General features: G+C 74.0%; 11 protein-coding genes and 1 pseudogene. 5 read left to right on the top strand and 7 right to left on the bottom strand.

The window, feature by feature from the left end; genetic code table 11:
• Positions 1 to 15 precede the first annotated feature (15 nt).
• The 6 genes and pseudogenes from CP973_RS22220 to CP973_RS22195 all read right to left on the bottom strand — a co-directional run bounded on the left by CP973_RS22220 (position 16) and on the right by CP973_RS22195 (position 5,710).
• Positions 16 to 159: a lasso RiPP family leader peptide-containing protein gene (locus CP973_RS22220; protein WP_150244223.1), complete on the bottom strand. Its 144-nt coding sequence runs from the start codon at positions 157 to 159 to the stop codon at positions 16 to 18.
• Between the two features lie 206 nt (positions 160 to 365).
• Positions 366 to 1,325: a DUF5914 domain-containing Rieske (2Fe-2S) protein gene (locus tag CP973_RS22215; RefSeq protein ID WP_425282068.1), complete on the bottom strand. Its 960-nt coding sequence runs from the start codon at positions 1,323 to 1,325 to the stop codon at positions 366 to 368.
• Positions 1,326 to 1,343: 18 nt separating this feature from the next.
• A pseudogene (locus tag CP973_RS22210) lies at positions 1,344 to 2,330 on the bottom strand (phytoene/squalene synthase family protein); the annotation flags it as partial.
• Entirely contained in the window at positions 2,327 to 3,877 is a 1,551-nt protein-coding gene (crtI, locus tag CP973_RS22205) for a phytoene desaturase family protein (RefSeq protein ID WP_150244221.1), read from the bottom strand. The pseudogene CP973_RS22210 and the gene crtI, both read right to left, overlap by 4 nt.
• A complete protein-coding gene (locus tag CP973_RS22200) occupies positions 3,874 to 5,052 on the bottom strand; it encodes a polyprenyl synthetase family protein (RefSeq protein WP_150244219.1) in 1,179 nt (392 codons plus the stop codon). The genes crtI and CP973_RS22200 overlap by 4 nt, the downstream gene beginning before the upstream one ends.
• Positions 5,053 to 5,488: 436 nt before the next feature.
• Positions 5,489 to 5,710 carry a helix-turn-helix domain-containing protein gene (locus CP973_RS22195; RefSeq protein ID WP_003980256.1) on the bottom strand — a complete coding sequence of 74 codons (222 nt, stop codon included), beginning with the start codon at positions 5,708 to 5,710 and terminating at the stop codon, positions 5,489 to 5,491.
• 499 nt (positions 5,711 to 6,209) lie between these two features.
• Between CP973_RS22195 and CP973_RS22190 the strand changes: the two genes are divergently transcribed.
• The 4 genes from CP973_RS22190 (at position 6,210) to CP973_RS22175 (ending at position 19,667) form a co-directional block, all read left to right on the top strand.
• Complete coding sequence (locus CP973_RS22190) at positions 6,210 to 7,493, top strand: MFS transporter (RefSeq protein WP_150244217.1); 1,284 nt, start codon at positions 6,210 to 6,212, stop codon at positions 7,491 to 7,493.
• Complete coding sequence (locus tag CP973_RS22185) at positions 7,490 to 10,906, top strand: type I polyketide synthase (RefSeq protein WP_150244215.1); 3,417 nt, start codon at positions 7,490 to 7,492, stop codon at positions 10,904 to 10,906. Before CP973_RS22190 ends, CP973_RS22185 begins: the two co-directional genes overlap by 4 nt.
• Entirely contained in the window at positions 10,903 to 18,942 is an 8,040-nt protein-coding gene (locus CP973_RS22180; protein WP_150244214.1) for a non-ribosomal peptide synthetase, read from the top strand. Before CP973_RS22185 ends, CP973_RS22180 begins: the two co-directional genes overlap by 4 nt.
• Positions 18,943 to 19,241: 299 nt before the next feature.
• Entirely contained in the window at positions 19,242 to 19,667 is a 426-nt protein-coding gene (locus CP973_RS22175) for a cold-shock protein (protein ID WP_150244212.1), read from the top strand.
• A 274-nt stretch (positions 19,668 to 19,941) separates the two neighbouring features.
• On the opposite strand, the gene CP973_RS22170 is transcribed toward CP973_RS22175, so the two are convergent.
• The gene (locus CP973_RS22170; RefSeq protein WP_150244210.1) at positions 19,942 to 20,913 is read right to left on the bottom strand and encodes an NADP-dependent oxidoreductase; all 972 of its coding nucleotides are present in this window, start codon (positions 20,911 to 20,913) and stop codon (positions 19,942 to 19,944) included.
• A 436-nt stretch (positions 20,914 to 21,349) separates the two neighbouring features.
• Here CP973_RS22170 and yczR point away from each other — a divergent pair, with 436 nt between their 5' ends.
• Complete coding sequence (gene yczR / locus CP973_RS22165) at positions 21,350 to 22,792, top strand: MocR-like transcription factor YczR (protein WP_244409937.1); 1,443 nt, start codon at positions 21,350 to 21,352, stop codon at positions 22,790 to 22,792.
• The last annotated feature ends 25 nt before the right edge of the window (positions 22,793 to 22,817 follow it).

Here is a 22,817-nt window from a genome sequence, read left to right as displayed (position 1 = left end):
GCGCGGCTTTCGGGATCACCACCACCCACGGCCGCGTCCGCCGAACACGTCCCAGAAAGGCCCGTGGAAACCGAGCGTCAGCTCGGTGAAGTCGCCGACCTCGGCCAGCTCCGGCGCCTCGTACTCGACCGTCTCGTGCTGCTCCTGGATTTCCGGCATGGCATGCGTCTCCTTCCCGAAGAAGTACCGCGCGACCGAAGGACACAGGCGGTGCCCGGCGGGCTGCGCGGTGCGTCCGGAAGCGATGCTGCCAGCGTCAACGCCTGCTTGCCGTTGCCCCTGACGAGTGATTCGGGGGGCGCGTGGGGTCGTACGGGCGTGACGACCGGCGTTCGCACGTCACCGGCGTGTGCGCCGCGCACGGCTCACCCCGGAAACCTCCCCGCCCGCCGCAGCTCCCACCGCCGCTCCGCATACGCCATGTCGTCGCGCCACAGCCGCCCCGCCGTGGCCCGCATCACAGGGCGCAGCAGCGGGGCCGCCGCGCGGGCCACCGCGAAGCCCGGCCGGTCGCTGGTGGCGACGACCGCCTCGACCACGGCGGTACGCGGCCGGCCGGACGCGTCGGTGCCGAGCGGGGTGGCGTGGGTCTCCACCACGCTGCCCGCGCCCTCGCCCTCGGTGATGCGCATGACCACGGTGCGCGGTCCGGGAGCGGTGAACTCCGCGCGCACGGGCACGACCAGGCGCCCGGCGACCTTGAAGGACACGTCCACGGTGAAGGCGTCCGAGGGCCCCGCCGGGCCGTCCGCCACGGTCAGGTCGACGAAGGAGTACGGGTGGAACCACGCGCCGTGCCACGGGTCGAGCCGGTTGGCGACCACGTCGTCCGGCTCGCAGCGCCCTACACCGGTGTGGACGGCCGCGATGGCGGCGGCCGCGAGCGGGCGCTCCGGGACGCGTGGCCGGTCCAGCGGCTCCTCGCCGCCCGCGTGATCCAGGCGCACCCAGACCAGCACCCCGTCGTCGTACACCGGATACGGCTCCCACCCGGCGAACGGGCCGCAGTCCAGGGCGAGTCCGTGCCAGTGGCAGACGAGTGTGCCGCACCGCACCGGGCTGTCCTTCAGCGGCGCCCCCAGGTGCGGGCAGGCCCCCGGGCCGCCGCGCAGCCGCCCGTCGGCCGCGCGCCACAGCACCACCTCCGTCCCGGCGACGGTCCGGCCCAGGGGGCGGTCCCGGCCGACCTGCCGGGAGGCGCCCACGGCGTACCAGTTGCCGGACGGCCGGGCCTTGGCGCGTTCGAGCGCGCCCGCGATCACGCCCGGCGCGGCGTCCCGCCAGGTGGGCCGCTGGCGCTCCCACGCCACGGGCCGCCGCCGCAGGCTGAGCGGGTACCGGCCGCGTCCGGCGGGGCGGGGGGCGTCGTCCACGGTGCTTCCTTCCGGTGCGACGGTTCCGGCACGGGTACGGGCCGCGGTCACCCGTACCAGCCCGTCGAGGGCCACGGTCGCGCGGACCGGGCGGGACACGACGGCGCGGCGGTGCAGGACCGCGTAGCCGTCGGCCTCCACGGCGTCCAGGATGCCGCGGTAGAGGATGAACGCGGTACGGATGCACGGCCGGGACGCCGGGGCGAGCATGGCGACGCCGGGCGCGGCCAGGCGGTAGACGCCACGGGTGAGGTCGGCCGCGGCCCGCAGCGCGGCGGTGATCCGCGCGTCCTCGCTGCCGGTCAGGCGGCTCCACTGGAGCAGTTCGCGGTCCACGCCGTGCGCGGCCAGCAGGTCGCCGGGCAGGTAGATCCGGCCCCGGTCCAGGTCCTCGCCCACGTCCCGCAGGAAGTTGGTGAGCTGGAAGGCCGCACCGAGCGCGGCGGCGTGCGGCGCGGCCTCCTCGCGCGGTGTGACCGTGCCGAGGACGGGCAGCATCTGGAGGCCGATCACCTCGGCCGAGCCGTACATGTAGCCGCGCAGGTCCGCGTAGGTCGGGTAGTCGGTCACCTCCAGGTCGGCGCGCATGGAGGCCATGAAGGCGGTGAAGTACGCCGGGTCGATGCCGTAGGCGGCGCTGGTGTGCGCCAGTGCCCGTACCACCGGCTCGTCGCCGCCGCCTTGCGCGAGACCGGCGTGCAGCTGCGCCTCCAGCGCGTGCAGGGCCGCCGCACGCTCCTTAGGGGTGGCGTCGTCGTCCAGGCTGTCGACGATGTCGTCGGCCCAGCGGGCGAAGCCGTACAGCGCGTGCACGGCGGGCCGCCGGGCGGCCGGCAGCAGCCGGGTGGCCAGGAAGTACGTCTTGCCGTGGCGGGCGTTGAGCCGGCGGCAGTGGGCGTAGGCGGCGCGCAGCGCGGGCTCGGTGATGCCCGCGGCGTCGAGTTCCCGGGCGGTCACGGTCCCGCCTCCGCCGTACGGGAGCGGCGGCGCGCGCCGGGGCCGCTCACCCGGGCGCGCCGCGCGGCGCTGCCGCCGGTCACCCGGGCGGCGGCCAGCTTCCCCGAGACCAGCACGGTCGGCACCCCGACGCCCGGCGTCGTACCGCACCCGGCCAGTACGGCGTTCTCGGTGCCCCGTACGAGGTTGCGGGGCCGGAACGGACCGGTCTGCGCGAAGGTGTGCGCGGCCGAGAACGGGGTGCCAGCGCCGTGCCCCTGGCGGCTCCAGTCGGCCGGGGTGACCAGGCATTCCTCCTCGGCCGCCGCGTCCAGGCCGGTGAAGCCGCGCCGTTCGAGTTCGGCGAGCAGCGCGGTGCGGTAGCGGGGGCCGAGGTCGCGCCAGGTGTGCGCGCCGGGCCCGACGTCGGTGTTGGGGCAGGGCGCCAGGACGTAGTGCAGATGGCGGCCCGGCGGGGCCAGCGACGGGTCGGTGGCGGTCGGCCGGGTCAGCAGCAGCGAGGGGTCGCTCATCAGGGCGCCGGTCCGGGTGAGTTCGTGGAACGTACGGTGCCAGGCGGCGCCGAACGAGAGGGTGTGGTGACCCGGGTCCGGCCAGGTCCCGGGTGTGCCCGCGTGCAGAACGACGGCCGAGGGGGAGCGGCGCAGCGGCAGCGGGCGGCGCGGCCGGCGCCCGAGCAGGCGGTACGCCTCGGGCAGGTCGGCGGTGAGCACCACCGCGTCGCACGGCAGGCGCCCGGCGTCGGTGACGACGGCGGTGATCCGGCCGCCGGAACGTTCCAGAGCCCGTACCGGGTGTCCGTACCGGAACTCCGCGCCCGCCTCGGCGGCGGCGCCGGCCATGGCCCGGGGCAGCGCGTGCATCCCGCCGCGCGGGAAGTACACCCCGGCCACCGTGTCCATGTACGCGATGACGGCGTACGCGGCGAGGGCGCGGGCCGGCGGCACCCCCGCGTACAGGGACTGGAACGAGAAGACGCGGCGCACCCGCTCGTCCGTCAGGAACCGCCCGATCCGGGCGTCCAGGCGGCCGAAGCCGCCCAGCGCCGCGAGGCGGGCGAGGTCGGGATGGAGCAGTTGCAGCGGCGAGTCGAAGTTGGCGTCGATGAAGCGCCGCATCTGGACCGCGTACAGCCGGCCGAGCCAGGCGCGCAGCCGCCGGTAGCCCGCCGCCTCCCGGGCCCCGGCGAACCGCTCGATCTCGGCCTCCATGGCCGCCGCGTCGGTGTGCACGTCCAGCGCGCTGCCGTCGGCGAACCGCGCGCGGTAGGCGGGGTGCAGGGGCACGAGGTCCAGCCGCCCGGCCATCGAGGCGCCGACCGCCGCGAACGCCTCCTCGACCAGGTCCGGCATGGTCAGCACGGTCGGGCCGGTGTCGATCCGGTAGCCGTTGCGCTCCAGGAGGCCGCACCGGCCGCCGGGCCGCGGGTCGCGCTCCACGACGGTCACCCGCCGCCCGGCCCCGAGCAGGTGCAGCGCGGCGGACAGCCCGGACAGGCCGGCGCCGATGACGACGACGTGGTCGGTGGGTCCGGGTACGGTCCTCACCGCTCACCTCCGTGTCCGTGGGCCGCCACCGGCGCCGCCGTGCGGGCACCCGAGGTGGCGCGCAGCAGGCCGTGCAGGGAGCGGAGGGCGGACGGGTCGGCGGTGCGCAGGTCCGCCAGATGGGCCGTGCCCCGGTCGGCGAGGAGCGCGACCTTGTCCTCCAGCGCGGCCCGGGCCCCGGTCGAGACCAGCACCTCCCGTACGCGGTCCAGGCCGGCGGCCGTCAGGTCCGGGGCGCCCAGCGCCGCGTCGAGGACGCCGAGCGCCGTGTGATCGCCGGCGGCTTCCGCGCGGGCGCGGGCGACGGCGGTGAGGTAGGTCAGCTTGCCCTCCCGGATGTCGTCCCCCGACGGCTTGCCGGTCTCCGCCGGGTCGCCGAACACCCCCAGCAGGTCGTCGTGCAGCTGGAAGGCGAGCCCCGCGCAGCGCCCCGCCGCACGCAGGGCGCCGGTGGTCCGGTCGTCCGCGCCGGCCAGGGCGGCGCCCAGCAGCAGCGGCCGTTCGACCGAATAGCGGGCGCTTTTGAGGCGGGCGGTGTGCAGCGCCCGGGCGGGGGAGCGGGACGCGGTGACCTGGGCGTGCAGGTCCAGGTACTGGCCGGCCACCATCTCGGTCCGCATGCCGCGCCACAGCGCGTGGACCCCGGACCGGGCGTGGCCGGGGACACGGGTGTCCAGGACGGTGTCGTCGGCCCAGGCCAGCGCGAGGTCGCCGGCCAGGATCGCCGTGGACCGGCCGAACGCCGCGGCGGACGGGCCGCCGTCACCGCTCCCGGTGCGGCGCCCGTACTGCGCCCGCACCTCGGCGTGCAGAGCCGGTCTGCCCCGGCGGAGTTCGGCTCCGTCCATCACGTCGTCGTGCACGAGCGCGCAGGTCTGGAGGAGTTCCAGCGCGGCGGCCAGCCGCAGTGCCGCCTCCGCCGCGTCATCGCCGCCCCCGCCGACCCGCAGCCCCCACCACACGAACTGCCCGCGCAGCCGCTTGCCGCCGCCCAGCGTGAAACGGGCGACGCGTTCGGCGACATCGCGGGCGAACAGGGCGTCGGCCGCCGTGGCGTCCGCCAGCCGCTCGCCGAGCACCTCGTCGAGCGTCCGCCCGACAGCGCCCGCGACATCGGCGTCCACGGCGTGAGCCCCGAACGCGTCATGTGGATCCCGCGCCCGGATTCGGCGCATCACACGTCCTTCCGTCGAACCGGCCGGTGGGCGCTGATGCGGCCGGACCGCAGCCACCCGACGGTCGCGCCGCCGGACGGGCCGGGCGCGCGTCCCGCGCCGCCGGCGCCGTGCCCGCAGTTCACCACGGGACCGGCACGCCACCGGGACGCCACGTCCGGGCCTGGTCCCTTCGGGGGACGCCGGTACGGGCAGGCCGGGCCTGCGGCACCGGCGCCGCGCAACACGTGGCCAACAGGCGCCCCTTCGGTCGGGTTCAGCGTCCGGCAGCGGGTACCCACCGCGGCCGGGGGAAACCCGGTGCCACCGACGGTTCGCGCCCGGGGCGCGCCGACAGGCGGTGATCGGCCATGAATGAGGTTGTCCGGATACCGGCCATTGAAGGGGCGGAACTCGGCCAACCCCCGTGTCGGGATGCCCGCCCGGCCGTCGGCGCTCAGCCGCGGTGCTGCGCCAGGCCCAGCCGTACGAGGTGGGCGAGCGTCGGCGCCGGATGCTTGGCCCGTATACGGCGCAGATACGTGCTGACCGTGTGGACGCTGATGCCCAGCCGCCTGGCCGTCTGGTCGTACGTCAGACCGTCCGCGATGTACGACAGCACCTCCCGCTCCCGCGGGGACAGCACCGGTGACATGGTGTGCGCACTGTGATCCGACATCTCTTCTCCCAAGGGGTGACGGAGGAGCAGGGAAGGTCCGGCGGCCCGCGGACTTCAGGACGGTCGGTCCGGCGGCGCGGGCGGGGCGGGACGAGGCCGTGGTACGGCCGCCGCCCGGTGGGGCCCATACGGGCTCGTCGGCTTGTCGCCAGGGGGAGCGGCCCGTGCCGGACCGGCCATGGTGCGCCCTCCCGCGCGTCGCGGAGCGGAACTGCCGACGGTGTCGCGCGGGGCGGCACACCCCCCGTGACATGCGAATTGATCTAACCATGGACGCGGCAAAACGCAAGGAGTCCGGCGGCCCGTCCGGCCGGCCCCTACACGCAGGGTAAAGCGCGGGTCAAGTCACCGGATGATGCGTCTCCAGGCGCCCCGCCAACCGGGCGACGGTAAGAGCCTGTGTCGTCACCCGGCCGGGGCGATGACACGGGCTCTCAAGACGCCGCCGCCCCGGCGTGGGGCCGGGGGCCGGCCCGGGGTGCTGAGGAGGACAACCAGAGTGGGGCACTTCCGGCTGCTCGTCGTCGGCAACGCCGTCTCCGCGTACGGCAGTTACCTGAACATGGTGGCGCTGAACGTCTTCATCTACCAGGTGACGGGCAGCGCGCTGGCCGCCGGTCTGTTCATGGCCGTACGCCTGGCCACCAACGTGCTGTCCGGGTTCGTCAGCGGCCGCCTGGTGTCGCGGTACGACCGCAAGCGGCTGATGGTGTGCGCCGACCTGACCCAGGCCACGGCCCTGGTCCTGCTGCTGCTCGCGCCCGACGGCGCACGCCTCGCGCTGCTCTTCGCGCTGGCCGTGGCAACCGGGGCCTGCTCGACGCTCTCCCAGGTGGCGCTGCGCAGCAGCGTCCCGGAGATCGTCGGCGCCGGCCTGCGGGCCCGGGCCAACGGCCTGCTGGTGACCGGCCGTTCGCTGGCCATGATCGCCGGCTTCGCGTCGGCGGGCGTGGTCGTCGCGCAGTTCGGCTACACCGCGGCCTTCGCGCTGGACGCCTGTACCTTCGCGGTCTCCGCGACGATCCTGTTCCTGCTGCCCGTCCGCACCCGGGCCGCGTCCGCGGACGGCGCGGCCGACGGGACGGCGCCGGACGCCGCGGGCACCGGCCGCTGGGCCTCCCTGGCCCTGCTGAAGGCGGCGCCGCTGCTGGCGGTGATGGTCGCGGTCCGCGCCGCCGACGGCCTCGGCTCCTCGTCGCACAACGTCGCGCTGCCCGTCTACTCCAGCGCCCTGGACCCGTCGCACCCGGCCACCTTCGTCAGCCAGTTCTGGGCGACCTGGGCGATCGGCAGCATCGTCGCGCAGCAGATCTGCTCCCGCCGCACCCGCAAGACCGGGTGGTCACCGGGGGAGCGCGCCTTCGCCATCGGCTCCTGCGTCATGTCGGCGGCGTTCATCGTGGTCTTCAGCGGCCTGCCCGCCGTCCCCGCCGCCGTCGCCGCGCTCGTCGCCGGCATGGCCGACGGGTTCACGGAGATCGCGTACGTCTCCCGGCTCCAGGCCGCCCCCGACGAGCAGCGCGGCCGCCTCTTCGGCCTCTCCGCCTCGGCCGAGAACAGCGGCTTCGGCCTGGGCATGATCGTCAGCGCCGCGCTGCTGGAACGCTACTCGCCGCTCCAGGTCGTCGGCGCGTTCCAGGGCCTGGCCATCGTCCTGTGCGCCGCCCTGCTCGTCGTGCTGTCCCGGAGACGCGCGCTGTTCCCGAAGGAAGCACCGGTCCGGGAGAGCGGCGGCCCGGCGCCCGGCCGGGAAGTGACCGCCGCGGAGGGCGGCACCTCATGAACGCACCGGCCGACTCGCGCGTCGCGGTCATCGGCATGGCCTTCCGCTTCCCGGGGGCCGACACCCCCGAGGAGTTCTGGCGGGTCGTCCGCGACGGGCGGGACTGCGTACGGCGGTTCACCGACGCCGAACTGGCGGCCGCCGGCGTCCCGGCCGAGAAGTACCGGGCGGACGGCTTCGTCGGCGCCAGCGGCCTCCTGCACGACATCGCCGGGTTCGACGCCCCGTTCTTCGGCATGAGCGTACGGGAGGCGCGGCTCACCGACCCGCAGCACCGGATGTTCCTGGAGTGCGCCTACCACGCCCTGGAGGACTCCGGACACCCGCGGGAACGCGACGGGCTGCGCACCGGTGTCTTCGCCACCACCGGATACCACCTGTACATGATGGAGAACTACCTCCAGAACAACGTCCTGAAGAGCTCCGTCGGCGACGACTGGCTCTCCAGGATGCAGGTCATGGTCGGCAACCACACCGACTTCACCGCGACCCGCGTGTCCTTCCGCCTCGACCTCACCGGCCCGGCCGTCAGCGTCCAGACCGGCTGCTCCAGCTCGCTGGTCGCCCTCCAGATGGCCGCACAGTCGGTGGTCACCGGCGACAGCGACATCGCGCTGGCGGGCGCCACGGCCGTACACGTACCGCAGGTGCTGGGCTACCAGCACGTGAAGGGCTCCATCCTCTCCAAGAGCGGCCGCCTGCGCGCCTTCGACGCCGGGGCGGACGGCACGGTGGGCGGCACCGGCGTCGCCGCCGTCGTCCTCAAGCGCCTGGACCGGGCGGTCGCCGACGGCGACACGATCCACGGCGTCATCCGCGGCTGGGGCGTCACCAACGACGGCGCGTCCAAGCAGGCGTACACCGCGCCGAGCGCGGCCGGCCAGCGCGCCGCCATCCGCCGCGCGCTGGAACACGCGGGCATCGGCGCGGACACCGTCGGCTACCTGGAGACCCACGGTACGGGCACGTTCAAGGGCGACCCGATCGAATTCGACGGCGCGGTCTCCGCGTACCGCGCCGACACCGACCGCACCGGCTACTGCGCCCTCGGTTCGACCAAGGCCAACATCGGCCACCTCGACGTGGCCTCGGGCCTGGCGAGCTTCATCAAGGCACTGCTCGTCCTGAAGCACGGCGTCATCCCGCCGATGGCCAACTTCAGCGAGCCCAACCCCGCGCTCGACCTCGACAACAGCCCCTTCTACATCCCCAGGACCGCCCGCCCCTGGCCGCAGGGCGGCACGCCGCGCCGGGCGGGCGTCACCTCGCTGGGCGTCGGCGGCACCAACGTGCACGTCATCGTGGAACAGGCCCCCGAGCCCGCGCCCCGCTCCGCCACAGTGGCCCCTCCGGACATCGTCCTGCTGTCCGGCCAGTCGGAGGCGGCCCGTACGGCCAACGCGGAGGCCTTGCGCGACCACTTGACGCGCCATCCCGACACGGACCTCGCCGACCTGGTGACCACCACCGCAGGACGCGTCCACCACCGGCACCGCCTGGCGGTCCGGGGCACGGACCCGGCGACCCTTGCCGCGGCCCTGGACAGATGGCTCGCGGGCACCGGCGCCCAGGCCGGGCCGGCCCCCGTGACGACCGGCGAGGCCCCTCGGGAAGCGCGCGCGGGCATCGCCTTCCAATTCACCGGGCAGGGCAGCCCGTACCCCGGCATGGCACAGCCGCTGTACGAGCGCTTCACCGTCGTACGCGACCTGCTCGACACCTGCGAGCGCCACCACCAGCGGCTGTACGGCAGCTCTTTGCTCGGCGTACTCCTCGACCCCATCGCCGACCGCGCCGCCACCGAGAACACCCACGTCGCCCAACCGGCCCTCTTCGCCCTGCAATACGCGCTCACCGGACTCTGGCGCCAGGCGGGCATCGTGCCGGACACCGTCGCCGGACACAGCGTCGGCGAGTACGCGGCCCTGTGCGCGGCGGGCGCCCTGTCGGCCGAGGACGGCCTGCGGCTCACCGCCGAACGCGGCCGGCTGATGCAGGAGCACTGCGCCCCGGGAACGATGGCCGCGGTCTCCGCGGACCCGCGGACCGCCGAGGATCTCGCCGCGGAGGTCCCCGGTCTGGAACTCGCCGTCGTCAACGGGGAGCAGCGGTACGTGCTGGCCGGACCCGTCACGGCCGTGGACCGGCTGCTGGCCCTCCTGGAGGAGCGCGGCATCCCCGGGCAGCGGCTGCCGGTGACGCGCGCCTTCCACACCGCGCTCATGGACCCGGTCCTGGACAAGTTCCGGGAACTGCTCGACGGCGTCGCCTTCCGGCCCGTCACGACCGGCTTCGTCAGCGGCCTCGACGGGCGGCTGCGCGAGCCCGGCTGGGTGCCGGACGCCGACTACCTCGTACGGCAGACACGCGAGCCGGTGCGGTTCGACGCGGTGCTGCGCACGCTCCGCGGCACGGGCCCCGCGGCACTGGTCGAGATCGGCCCGCACACCACGCTCAGCGGACTCGCCCGTACCGCCCTGCCCACTGTAAGGGCGGTGCCGACGCTGCGCCGCGGGGCCGGGACCGGCCCCTTCTGGGACGCGGTGGTCCAACTGCACTGCGCGGGCGCGGACCTGGACTGGCCGGTCCTGCTGGCCGGCACCGGCGGCCGCAGAACCGCCCTGCCCGGCTACCGCTTCCAGCACACCGACCACTGGACGGGACCGGAACTCACCGTCGTCCCGGCCGCTCAACCCCAGCGGGAACCATCGAGAGAAGAGGAAGACGTGGCACAGGACGAGGCAGTGTTCGAGCGGGTGCTCGCGCACGTCATCGAGTTGGTGGCCAAGCACCTCGGGCACGACGCGGCCGCGATCACCGGGGACACCTCCTTCTTCGACCTCGGTGCGGACTCCCTGCAAATGATCAGCGTGCTGCGCGAACTGGAGCAGGAACACCGGGTCAAGGTCGCGATGCGGGAACTGTTCGAGGAGGCGAGTACTCCGGGGCAGCTGGCGGAGCTGATCGTGGGGCGGATGGTGGGAGGCGCGGATACGACCTCCGCTGGAGGGGCCGTGCGGTACGAGCCGCCGGTCGCCGCTGTGGAGCCCGTACGGTACGAGCCGCCGGTCGTCGAGGAACCTGTACGGTACGAGCCGCCGGCCGCCGCTGTGGAGGCCGTGCGGGACGAGCCGCCGGTCGCCGAAGAACCCGTATGGTACGAGCCGGCCGCGGCGGCGACGCCCGCCGAGCCCGTACGGGCCCCCGAGCCCACGCCCGCCCAGCCGTCCGGACCCGAACACCCGGTGACGCGCGCCGAACTGGCCGACCTCGCCCGGCAGGTGCGGCAGCTCTCCCAGATCCAGCTTCAGATGATGTCCCAGATCCACCAGCTCTCCCAACTGCTGACCGCACAGGCGACGAGCGCCCCGACCGGCGGCACGGCGGCCAACGGAAAGGCGGGCGGCCGGTGACCGGCCCGAGCGCCGCGACCGCGGCGGTGGACCAGGACCTGGCCGCCATGGCCGACCTCTCCCGGCAGATCGCGCAGCGGATCGAGGCGGCGGCCGGGGGAGGGCACGCGGAGCGGCCGGCCGCGCACGAGGAACCGGCCGCCGACCGGCGGCAGCGCGTGCACGGCCCCCGGGTGACCGTCTCCCGGACCTCCGGCATGGTCGGCGGCTCCGCCTCCGAGGCCCAGCAGGCACACCTCGACGACCTGGTGCGCCGCTACACGGCCAAGACCGCGACCTCGAAGGAGATCGCCCAGCGCTACCGACGGGTGCTGGCCGACAGCCGCGCCGTCGTCGGCTTCCGCAGCAGGACCAAGGAGATGCTGTACCCGATCGCCGGCCGCCGGGCGAGTGGCTCCTGGCTGGAGGACGTCGACGGCAACCGCTACGTCGACATCACCATGGGCTTCGGCGTGCTCCTCTTCGGCCACGAGCCCGAGTTCGTGAGCGAGGCGGTCCGCGAGCACCTGTCCCGGGGCATCCAGCTCGGCCCGCGCAACGTCGAGACCGGCGAGGCCGCCGAACTGCTGGCGGAGCTGACCGGCATGCAGCGGGTCGCGTTCGCCAACTCCGGTACGGAGGCGAACTCCGCCGCGATCCGGCTCGCCCGCGCCGCCACCGGCCGCAGCCGTATCGTCACCTTCCACGGCGCCTACCACGGCCACGCCGACAACGTCCTGGGCCGCTCCGCCGGCACCGGCGCCGACCGGACCACCGTCCCGGTCTCCACCGGCATCCCGCACAACAGCGTCGCCGACCTGCTGGTGCTCGACTACGGCAGCCCCGCGAGCCTGGAGGCCGTCGCCGAGCAGGCGGACGACATCGCCGCCGTCATCATCGAACCCGTACAGAGCCGCCACCCGTCCCTGCGGCCCGTGGAGTTCGTACGGCAGCTGCGCGAGCTGACCCGCCGCCACGGCATCGTGCTCATGTTCGACGAGATGCTGACGGGCTTCCGCCCGGCGCCGCGCGGCGCCCAGGAGCTGTACGGCGTCACCCCCGACCTCGCGACCTACGGCAAGCTGCTCGGCGGCGGCTTCCCGATCGGCGCCATCGCGGGCCGCGCCGACATCATGGACGGGGTGGACGGCGGCTTCTGGCAGTACGGGGACGCCAGCTACCCGCCCGCCGACACGACGTTCTTCGGCGGTACCTACATCCAGCACCCGGTGTCGATGGTCGCCGCCCGCGCGGTACTGACCCACCTCAAGGAGCACAGCCCCCGGCTCCAGGAGCGGCTGAACGCCCGCACCGACGAGCTGGCGGGCACCCTGAACCGCTTCCTGGAGGACGAGGAGTTCCCGCTGCGGGTCAGCCACTTCGGCTCCCAGTTCCGCTTCGAGCACCGCGCGGACATGGAGCTGCTGTACCACCACCTCATGCTGCGCGGGGTGCACGTCTGGGAATGGCGCAACTTCTTCCTGTCGACCGCCCACTCCGACGGCGACATCGAATTCATCGCCGACGCGGTGCGGGGCTCGCTGCGGGAACTGCGGGGGGCGGGGTTCTTTCCCGGCGGGCCGAAGGCGGTGGCGGCGGCTCCGCGGCCGAAGCAGGTGACTGCTCCGGCGCCGGCGACGGCGACGGCGCCGGAGCCCCGGCCCGAGAAGCGCGTGGTGGACGCCGCACCCGGCGTGGCCTGGAACGCGGCTGCCGCCCGTACGGCCGCCGTCCCCTCCGTGCCCGCCCGCCGCGCTCCCGACTTCAGCATCTATTTCTTCGGCGACTACCCGCAGGACGACACGGCACCGGCCACCGGCCAGGGCAAGTACGACCACATCCTGGAGACCGCCCGCTTCGCCGACCAGCACGGATTCCACGCGCTCTGGATGCCGGAACGGCACTTCCACTCCTTCGGCGGACTGTTCCCCAACCCCGTCGTGCTCGTCGCCGCCCTCGCCCGCGAGACCCGGCGCATCCGCCTCAACGCGGGCTCCGTCGTGCTGCCCCTGCACGATCCGGTCCGGGTCGCGGAGGAGTGGTCGATGGCCGACAACCTCTCCGGCGGCCGCGTCGGCATCGGCTGCGCCGGCGGCTGGCACGCCAACGACTTCGTCTTCTTCCCCGAGCGCTTCGGCCGGCACAAGGAGATGATGTACGACCAGGTGGCGCAGGTCCGCCGGCTCTGGCGCGGCGAGGCCCTGCGGCGCGCCGGCGGCGACGGCGAGACCGAGGTCCGCCTGTTCCCGCGCCCCGTCCAGGACACCCCGCCCATGTATACGGCGGTGGTCGGCAACCCCGCGTCGTACGCGGCCGCCGCCCGGAACGACGTCGGCGTGGTCACCAACCTGATGACCCAGAGCGTCGAGCAGCTCGCCGAGAACATCGCGTTGTACCGCCGCACCCGCGCCGAACACGGCCTCGACCCGGACGCCGGGCGGGTGGCCGTGCTGCTGCACACCTACCTCGCCGCCGACCACCGCACCGCGCGCACCGAGGCCTACGAGCCGCTGGCGCGCTACATGCGGGCCTCGCTCTCCCTGTTCGGCAACGTCGCCAACAGCCTCGGCCACAACGTCGACCTGGCCGCGCTCAGCGAGGACGATCTCGACGTGCTCTTCCACCGCGCCTACGACCGCTACTGCGACCAACGGGCGCTCATCGGCACGGCCGACACGGTCGCCCCGGTGGTGGACGCGGTCGGCGCGGCGGGCGCCGACGAGATCGTCTCGCTGGTCGACTTCGGCGTGGCCCCCGACGTGCTGCGCACCGGCCTCACACACATCGACACGCTGCGCCGCCGGTACCACGAGCCGAGCGCGGACCTCCGCACGGCGCCCCGGCCGTCCGCCCGCACGCCCGCACCGCCCGCCCGTCCGGCGGCGGCCGGGGAGCCGGCCGCTTCCGCCCGTACGGCGGCCGGGGAACCCGTACACGAGAGCGTCGCCCCGCTCTCGCCCGGACAGCAGCGCATCTGGTTCCTCGAACGGATGCTGCCGGGCCGCACCGCCTACAACGAGACCAAGGCCATCCGCCTCGACGGCCCGCTCGACGTCCCCGCGCTGCGCACCGCGCTGCGCGGGCTGGTGGCGCGGCACGAGGGGCTGCGGACCGTCTTCCGCGAGATCGACGACGAGCCCTGCCAGCTCGTCCGGCCGCCGTCCGCACCCGACTTCGCGGTGCTCGACCGTACGGACGCGGGCCCGGCCGGTGAGGACGCCGCGGTCCGTGCCGTCCTGGAGGAGGAGAGTGCCCGGCGCTTCGACCTCGTGGACGGGCCGCTGTTCGTCACCCGGCTGATCAAGCTGGGGAAAGAGCGGCACGTCCTGGTCCTCTCCCTGCACCACATCGTCGTGGACGCGGCCTCCGCCGCCGTCCTGGCCCGCGACCTGTCCGCCCTCTACCGGGCCGCGCACGACGGTTCCGACCCAGGCCTCCCCGCGCTCACCAGCACCTACGCGGACCACGCCCGCGACCGGCTGCACACGCTGGACGACCCCCGCGCCGCCGCCGACCTGAAGTACTGGCTCGGCGCGCTCGGTGGCCAACTGCCGGTCCTGGAGCTGCCCTGCGACCGCCCGCGCCCCGCGACCATGACGTCCAACGGCCGGGCGGTCTTCCACCGCCTGGCCCCGGAGCTGTCCGCCCGGCTGCGGGACCTGAGCAGACAGCGGCGCGGCACCCTCTTCATGACGCTGCTGGCCGGCTTCACCGCGATGCTCCACCGGGTCACCGGGCAGCGGGACATCGTCGTCGGCACCCCGATGTCGGACCGCCCGCAGGGCACCGAGGACCTGCTCGGCTTCTTCGTCAACACCCTCGCGCTCCGCTTCGACCTGTCCGGCGACCCGGACTTCGGCGCGTTCCTCGACCGGGTGCGGGGCGTCGCCCTGGACGCGTACGACCACGCGGACGTGCCCTTCGAGACGGTGGTGCGGGAGCTGGCCCCGGCGCGTACCACCGACCGCACGCCGGTCTTCCAGGTGCTCGCCGAGTTCGAGAGCGGCGATCCGTTCCGCTTCGACCTGCCCGGCGTCCGGGCCACCGTGCTCGACGCGGGCCCGGACAAGGCCCTCACGGACCTCGCCGTGTACTTCACGGACCAGCCCGAGGGCATCCGCTGCCACCTGGAGTACAACACCGACCTGTTCGACGCGGACACCGTGGACGGGTTCTTCCGTACCTTCCGCGACCTGCTCGAAGCCGCCGTACGGGACCCCGGGACGCCACTGTCCCGCCTCGGCGTCACGCAGACGCGGCGGGCCGTGGATCCTGCCGCGACGACCGCGCCCGCCGACGGGCCGGTGCCCGCCGAGTGGCAGCACGGCCCGGCCCGCCCGGTGGCCCGGGCCACCGTCCACGAACTCGTCGCCCGGCGCGCCGCGGACGCCCCGTACCGCACCGCCGTCCGCTGCGGCGAGGACCGGCTCGGCTACCGCGAGCTGGACACCCGGGCCGAATGGCTGGCCGCGGTCATCCAGGAACACCGCGCCGCGACCCCGGCACCGGCGGACGGCGGTCCGGAAGAGGTGGTGGCCCTGTGGCTGCCCCGCTCCACCGACCTCGTCGTGGCCATGCTCGCGGTGCTGAAGTCCGGCCGGGCGTATGTGCCGCTGGACCCGTCACTGGGCCGGGCCCGCGCCGCCACCGTGATCGCGGAATGCGGGGCCCGGCTCCTGCTGAGCACCGGATCCGGGGCCTGCGCGCTCGACCTGCCCGACGGGGTGACCGTCATCGACGTCGCTCATGACGCCGGCGCCGGTGCGGAGCGCAGGGGCCGGATCGGCAGCGCGGGTCAGACCGGCGGAGGGACCATCAGGGCCGACCGAACACCGCACCCGAAGAAGCAACCGCCGGCCACCCCCGGCCCCGAGTCCCTGTGCTACGTCATCTACACCTCCGGCAGCACGGGCACGCCCAAGGGCGTCGCGGTGCCGCACCGCAGCGTCGTCGACCTCTGCCAGTGGCACCACAAACGCTTCGCCTTCACCTCGGCCGACCGCAGCGCGCTGGTGTGCAGCCAGAGCTTCGACGCGTCGGTCCTGGAGATCTGGCCCGCGCTGACCGCGGGGGCCTCGGTCGTCATCGCCGACGACACGGTCCGCGCGGACCCGCGCACGCTGGCCCGCTGGTACGCGCGGGAACGGGTGACCTTCTCGATCCTCCCCACGGCCCTGGGGGAGGCCCTGCTCGCCCTGCCGCCCACCGAGCAGCCGCCGCTGCGCCACCTGCTGCTGGGCGGTGACGTGCTGCGCACCCGGCCGCATCCGGACGTGGCGTACGAAACGGTCAACGTATACGGGCCGACCGAGACCACCGTGCTCTGCACCACCGAGACCGTCGGCCCCCGGACGGCGGACGCGACGGAGACCGGCGCCGACGCCATCCCGATCGGCCGGCCGGTCGACAACGTACGCCTGCGGGTGCTCGACGCGTCGGGCGCGCCGGTGCCGCAGGGCGAGGTGGGGGAGCTGTACGTCGGCGGGCCGGGTGTGGCGCGTGGGTACCTGGGCGCGCCTGAATTGACGGAAGAGCGGTTCGGCGCGGATCCGTGCGGCCGGGCGGCCGGGATGGACGGGGGCGGACCTGCCGCCGCCGGGCAGCCCGCCGACACCACGTACTACCGCACCGGTGACCTCGTGCGCTGGAGAGGGGACGGGGCGCTGGAGTTCCGCGGGCGCCTCGACGACCAGGTGAAGATCCGCGGGTACCGGGTCGAGCCGGAGGAGACCAGCCGCGTGCTCAGCGCCCTGCACGGCGTGCGCGAGGCCACCGTCCAGGCACGCCGCACCAGCAGGGGCGAGGCGTACCTCGCGGCCTACGCCGTACCGGCGGACCGGGACGCCGGGGACACCGCCACCGCGGCCGGCCGCCAGGCGTACGCCGACCGGCTGGCCCGCGAACTCGCCTCCCGGCTGCCGGAATACCTCGTACCGCGGTCCTGGGCCGTGCTCACCGCGCTGCCGCTCGCGGGCAACGGGAAGCTGGATCGCGCGGCGCTGCCGGAACCCGAGATCGTTACGGCCGCCCCGCCCGGGGCCGGGCAGTCCGGCATCGCAGGTACCGCTTCCGGGGCCACCCGTACCGGTTCAAGGACTGCCCATACCGGTTCCGGGACTGCCCGTACCGGTTCCGGGACTGCCCGTACCGGTTCCGGGACTGCCCGTACCGGTTCCGGGACTGCCCGTACCGGTTCCGGGATTGCCCGTACCGGTTCCGGAACTGCCCATGCCGGTCCCGGGACTACCCGTACCGGTTCCGGCACGGCCACGGGTGCCGGCCTTCGCGCCCGGCTGGAGGACCGCCTCCGCTCCCTCTGGGCCGACGCGTTCGACCTCGCGGCCGACGCCATCGGCCCGGAGACGTCCTTCTTCGACCTGGGCGGCCACTCGATAGCGGCGATCAGGCTGGTCAACCGGGTCCGGGAGGTGTTCGGCCAGGAATACCCGATGGTGCGCTTCTACCAGGAGCCGACCGTAAGGGCCATGGCGGCGTACCTGGCCGGGGAAGCCACGGGAGCCGGGGAGGCCACGGACGCCGGGGACGGCGGGGACCCGGCCGGCTCCGCCGACGCCGCTCCCAAAGTGGTCGGGCGAGCCCCGGCCACCTTCCAGCAGCAGAACTTCATCAATCAGCACCACCGCCACGCGCTGCCGCAGGTCTTCAACGTCGCCCTGCGCATCACCCTGACCGGCGATCTGGACATACCGGCGCTGCGTGTCGCCCTCACCCAGCTCTGCGCCCGCCACGAGTCGCTGCGTACGCGCTTCGTGAAGGACGGCGAGGAGTGGTGGCAGGAAGTGCTCCGGCCCCGGCCGGTCGACTTGCCCGTCGAGGACCTGACCGGCCGAGGCGACCCCGCGGACGGGCCCTCCACCGTGACGGACGCCGACGACGCGGAGGCCGCACGGATCAGCGCGGAGGCCGCACGGATCAGCGCGGAGTCCGAGCGGATCAGTGCGGAGTCCGGGCGGATCGGCGCCGAGCCTGAGCGGATCAGCGCCGAGGCCGAAGAGATCGGCGCCGAGGCCGAAGAGATCGGCGCCGAGGTCAAGCGGATCAGCGCGGAGGTCGCCGAGACCCGGTTCGATCTCACCGAAAGCGTGGCGCCCAAGCTCCGCCTGCTGCGCACCGGCCCGTCGAGCTGGGTACTGCTCTTCCTCCTGCACCACTCCACCTGTGACGGCTGGGCCGTCAGCATCCTGCTGAGCGACTTCGCGGCCCTCTACGGAGCCGCGGTGACCGGCGAGCCCCACACCCTGGCCAGTACGGTGCCGCAGCCGACCGAGTACGCGCGCTGGCAGCGGGAGACCATCGGGGACAAGGCCGACGAGCGCGTCCTGAAGTACTGGGCGCGCGAACTGGAAGGGGCCTCCTTCCCGCATGGCCTGCCCCTGGACCGGCCGCGTCCGGAAACCCTCAGCGGACAGGGACGCGTCGTCCTGTTCACGGTGGGCGCCGATGTACGCGCCGACGTGGAACGGCTGGCCAGGAAGCACGGCACGACTCCGTACGCGGTCACCATCTCGGCTCTGGGGCGGCTGGTCGGCAAACTGTCCGGCAAGCCGGAAACCGTCCTTTTCGTGTCCTACGCCAACCGCGAGCGTCGTGCGTTCGAGTCGCTGATGGCCTGCACGGTCGCGGGCTTCCCGCTGCGCGTACGGACCGCCGCGGAGGAGACCTTCACGGGTCTGGTCCGCCGGGTCACGCTCGCCACCACCGAGGGCATCGACCATGTCATGCCGCTGCGGAGGCTGGCCAAGGCGCTGCGCGAAGAGCTGGGGGTCGGGATACCGGACCGGGTGCCGCTCGGGTTCCAGTTCCAGAACTCCCTGGAGACGGACATCGAACTGCCCGGTGTGACCGCCGCCGTCGAGGACCTGGCCGTTCCGGCCTCCCGGTCGGAATTCAACCTCGGCCTCGTCCCGGCGGGCGACGCGCTGGCCGGATACGTCGAGTACTCGACCGATCTGTGGGACCACGCCACGATCGAGGGCTGGGCCGCCGACTACGTGACCCTGCTGGCCGAGGAGGTACGGACCGCCCTGGCCGAATGATCGGCCCGCGACGGGACGGCACCGGTCCGACGGAACGGCGCCGTCCCGTCGGACCGGTGCCGTCCCGTCGCCCGTACCGGCGTGTGCCGCCCCGCGTACGCCGGTAGGAGTCATGGTCGGCACCGGGCTGGACGTTCCGCCGTGGCTCGGCAATAGTATGGGCGGGACATCCACCGAATCGTCCCCGCCCTCGGCGATTACCTCTGCCAGTGCGCCCGGCGGGACGGCGCCGCCCCGAACGGCGGCGGGGTGCATGCGAAATTGCGGGCAGTTGTGGAATTGGGGTTTGGGGCACTGTGATGGTTTCGGGCAAGGTCATCCGGTTCGACGAGGTACGCGGCTACGGATTCGTCGTTCCCGACCACGGTGGAGAAGACGTCTTCGTGCACGTCAACGATCTCGAATTCGACAAGGGACTGATGGCTCCCGGCGTCAAGGTCGAATTCCTGGTGGACGAGGGCGACCGGGGGCCCAAGGCGTCCAACGTGCGTTTCCTGGAAGGTGCTCCCGGCCGCTCCGGCGGCGTGCACCGCTCCCAGAACGCGCTCTCCGACGGGCCTTTCGAGGACGGCGTGCTCTGCGACACGCTCTCCGCACAGGAGTTTCTCGACGAGGTGACCGAACTCCTCGTGACGGGCGTTCCGAGCATGACCGGCGAGCAGATCCTCCAGGCCCGCCAGCGCCTCCTCAAGCAGGCCCAGTCCCACGAGTGGGTCGACGCGTAAAGCCGCCGCTTCCGCGGGACCCGGGCCGCAGCGCATTCGGCTCGGCCGGCGCCCCGGCGCCCCGTCGCATACGGCCGCGGCCGGTCAGGTGCCCGGCATATTCCGCTCCCGGAATGGCGGTCGAACGATATCCGCGGACCCGGCACCCGGGTAAAACGCGAGGGAAATAGGGGGAGCCGCTGTTTCCCCGGCGCGCGGCGGCTGCGTCGGGACGGTCGGTGAAGGAACCGCACGAAAGGGCAGGGAACAGCCCGATCGGGCGACGGGCACACCCTCAGGAGGCGACCCGCAGCACGAGCTTCCCCCGAGTGCGGCCCTCTTCGCCCCGCCGGTGCGCCGTACCGGCCTCGGCGAGCGGCAGTACGTCCTCGACCTCGACCGTGACCACCCCCGCATCGATGAGGTCACCGATACGGGCGAGCGCCGCGCCGTCCGGCTCCACCAGGAAGCCGCTCGCCCGCAGCCCCTGGGCACCGGCCTTCTCCACCAGTCCGGGCGAGGCGCCGGAGGGCACGGCGATGAGCGTGCCGCCCCGCCGCAGCGTGCGCAGGGACCGCGTACTGGTCTCCTCGTGCTCGTCGCCCACCAGGTCGATGACGACATCGACGTCCCGTACCGCTTGCTCGAAGCGCTCCTTGGTGTAGTCGACCAGTTCGTCCGCGCCGAGCGAGCGCAGCCAGTCGTGCTTCGCCGTCCGCGCCGTACCGATGACGTGCGCGCCCAGGTGCTTGGCGAACTGCACGGCGAAGTGCCCGACACCGCCCGCCGCCGCGTGGATCAGCACCCGCTGCCCCGCCTCGACACGCGCCGCGTCCACCAGGGACTGCCAGGCCGTGAGCGCGGCCAGCGGCACGGCGGCCGCGTGGTCGTGGTCGAGCGTGGCGGGCTTGCGGGCGAAGTGCCGCGAGGGCGCGGTCACGTACTCGCCGTACGCGCCGGCCTGCCGCGGGAACCACGGCATCCCGTACACCTCGTCACCCACCTCGACCGTGTGCACGCCGAAGCCGGTCTCCTCCACGACGCCGCTGACGTCCCAGCCCACGCTGAACGGCGGGTCTCCGAGGACCTGCGCCATCCCGCCGCCCTGCCGGGTCTTCCAGTCGACCGGGTTCACCCCGGCGGAGCGCACCCGGACGAGCACCTCGGTGGGCAGCGGCGCGGGCCGGGGAGCCCGGGTGAGGTACAGCACCTCGGGGCCGCCGAGGCGGTCCTGGGTGATCGTGCGCATGGTCGGTTCGTTGCTCATTCCGTGTCTCCTGAGGGGCGCCGGGCGCGGGTACGGTCCGGTCGGTGATCATCCACGTACGGGAACTACCGGAGTAGCCGCGAACGGGCGCCGCGACACATCCGGGGTGCGGAATCCGCTGCTCGGCCGTGCTCGGCCGTGCTCGGACAAGCGGAAGGACCAAAGGGCGCGCCCGGTCACAGCGGCAGCGCCGGTCGTCGGACCGCTTCGGGGGCCGGGACCGGAAAGCGCATACGTGAACGGCGGCGACCAGGCCATTGAGGTGACTCTGTAGGGTGATCGGCCTGGAAACCGCGGCCGATTCGTGGCGAGGGGACGGCGGGAAAGCGCTGCGACCAGGGGCGGCGCGGTTCGGAACGGCCGGGGGAGTGGCATGGCGCAGACGAAGCGGGCGCAACCCGCGCACCGTACCGGGCGACCGGACCGTACCGGGCGAATGGACCGGGCCCTGGGAAGCGGGCAACTGGCCGCGCTGCTGCCCGATCCGGCGGAAGCCCGGCCCGCCTACCGCCACCTGGCCCGAGCGATCAGCACACTGATCCTGGACGGACGCATCGCCCTGCACGTCAAGCTCCCCGCCGAACGGGAGCTGGCCGCGGCCCTGAACACCAGCCGCGCCACCGTCACCGCCGTCTACGACCTGTTGCGCGAGAGCGGTTACGCGCACAGCCGCCAGGGTTCCGGCACCTGGACGGCCCTCCCCGAAGGCCGGACGCCCCGGGGCGTCGCGCGGCTCCTCGGCCCGCACGAGACCGCGATCGACCTGGCCAGGGCCGCTCCCGGCCTGCCCCGGCAGACGCTCACCGACGCCCTCGCCCGAATCTCCCCGCAGCTGGCCGAACACGTCGACACCCCCGGCTACCACCCCTACGGCCTGCCGGAACTGCGCGCCGCGATCGCCGAACGCTTCACCCGGCGCGGCCTGGCCACCGTGCCCGAACAGATCCTGGTGACCTCCGGGGCCCAGCACGCGTTCACCCTCGTCCTCGGGCTGCTGGCCCGGCCCGGCGACCGGATCATGGTCGAGAACCCGTCCTACCCGAACGCCCTGGAGGCCATCCGGCGCGCGCGGCTGCGTACCGTCCCGGTCCCCGTGACCGACACCGGCTGGGACACCGGCACCATCGAGGCGACCCTGCGCCACTCGGCACCCCGGCTGGCCTACCTGATCCCCGACTTCCACAACCCCACCGGCCGCCTGATGCCCGAGCGGCAGCGCGCCCGCACCCTGCGCGCCGCGCAACGCTCGGGCACCTGGCTGGTCGTCGACGAGACCCTGACCGAACTCGCCCTCGACGTACCCGCCCCGCCGCCCTTCGCCTGCCACGCCTCGCCGGGCGGCACCGGCCAGGTCATCACCACCGGCTCGATGAGCAAGACCCACTGGGCGGGCCTGCGCGTCGGCTGGCTGCGCGCCCCGGCCCGGCTCGTCACCGAACTCGCCGGTCAGCGGGTCGCCACCGACATGGGCGGTTCGGTCCTGGACCAGCTCCTCGCCCTGGACCTGCTGGACCGCTCCGAGGAACTGCTGCCCCGGCGCCTGGAACAGTTGCGCCGTCAGCGCGCCGCCCTGACCTCCGCCTTGGCCGAACACCTCCCGCGATGGACCTGGCACCTGCCGCCCGGCGGCCTGTCCCTCTGGGCGGACCTGGGCGAGCCTGTCGCCGCCGCGCTGGCCGAGCGGGCACTCGACCACGGGGTACCGATCGAAGGAGGCGCCTGCTTCGCCACCGACCCTGGCATCTTCGAACAGCGCCTGCGCATTCCGTACACCACTCCGCCGGAGACCCTCCGTGAGGCCGTGCACCGCATGGCCGCCACTCTCGCCGGCGGTCCGACCCCTTCGTCCACGGGCCGACGCCCGCACTGGATCGCCTGAGAGCGGTGCCGGTGCGGCTCCGGCC

It is taken from the genome of Streptomyces albofaciens JCM 4342, from assembly GCF_008634025.1.
GTDB classification, from domain to species: domain Bacteria; phylum Actinomycetota; class Actinomycetes; order Streptomycetales; family Streptomycetaceae; genus Streptomyces; species Streptomyces albofaciens.
Note: the sequence above shows the minus strand (reverse complement) of the source record. Positions and strands in the feature narration are given on the sequence as shown.

Excerpts from the sequence above, each read along its gene's own strand:
- CP973_RS22220 (WP_150244223.1), bottom strand. The coding sequence starts at position 159 with ATGCCGGAAATCCAGGAGCAGCACGAGACGGTCGAGTACGAGGCGCCG.
- CP973_RS22200 (WP_150244219.1), bottom strand. The coding sequence starts at position 5,052 with ATGCGCCGAATCCGGGCGCGGGATCCACATGACGCGTTCGGGGCTCAC.
- CP973_RS22195 (WP_003980256.1), bottom strand. The coding sequence starts at position 5,710 with ATGTCGGATCACAGTGCGCACACCATGTCACCGGTGCTGTCCCCGCGG.
- CP973_RS22185 (WP_150244215.1), top strand. The coding sequence starts at position 7,490 with ATGAACGCACCGGCCGACTCGCGCGTCGCGGTCATCGGCATGGCCTTC.
- CP973_RS22175 (WP_150244212.1), top strand. The coding sequence starts at position 19,242 with ATGGTTTCGGGCAAGGTCATCCGGTTCGACGAGGTACGCGGCTACGGA.
- CP973_RS22170 (WP_150244210.1), bottom strand. The coding sequence starts at position 20,913 with ATGAGCAACGAACCGACCATGCGCACGATCACCCAGGACCGCCTCGGC.
- yczR (WP_244409937.1), top strand. The coding sequence starts at position 21,350 with ATGGACCGGGCCCTGGGAAGCGGGCAACTGGCCGCGCTGCTGCCCGAT.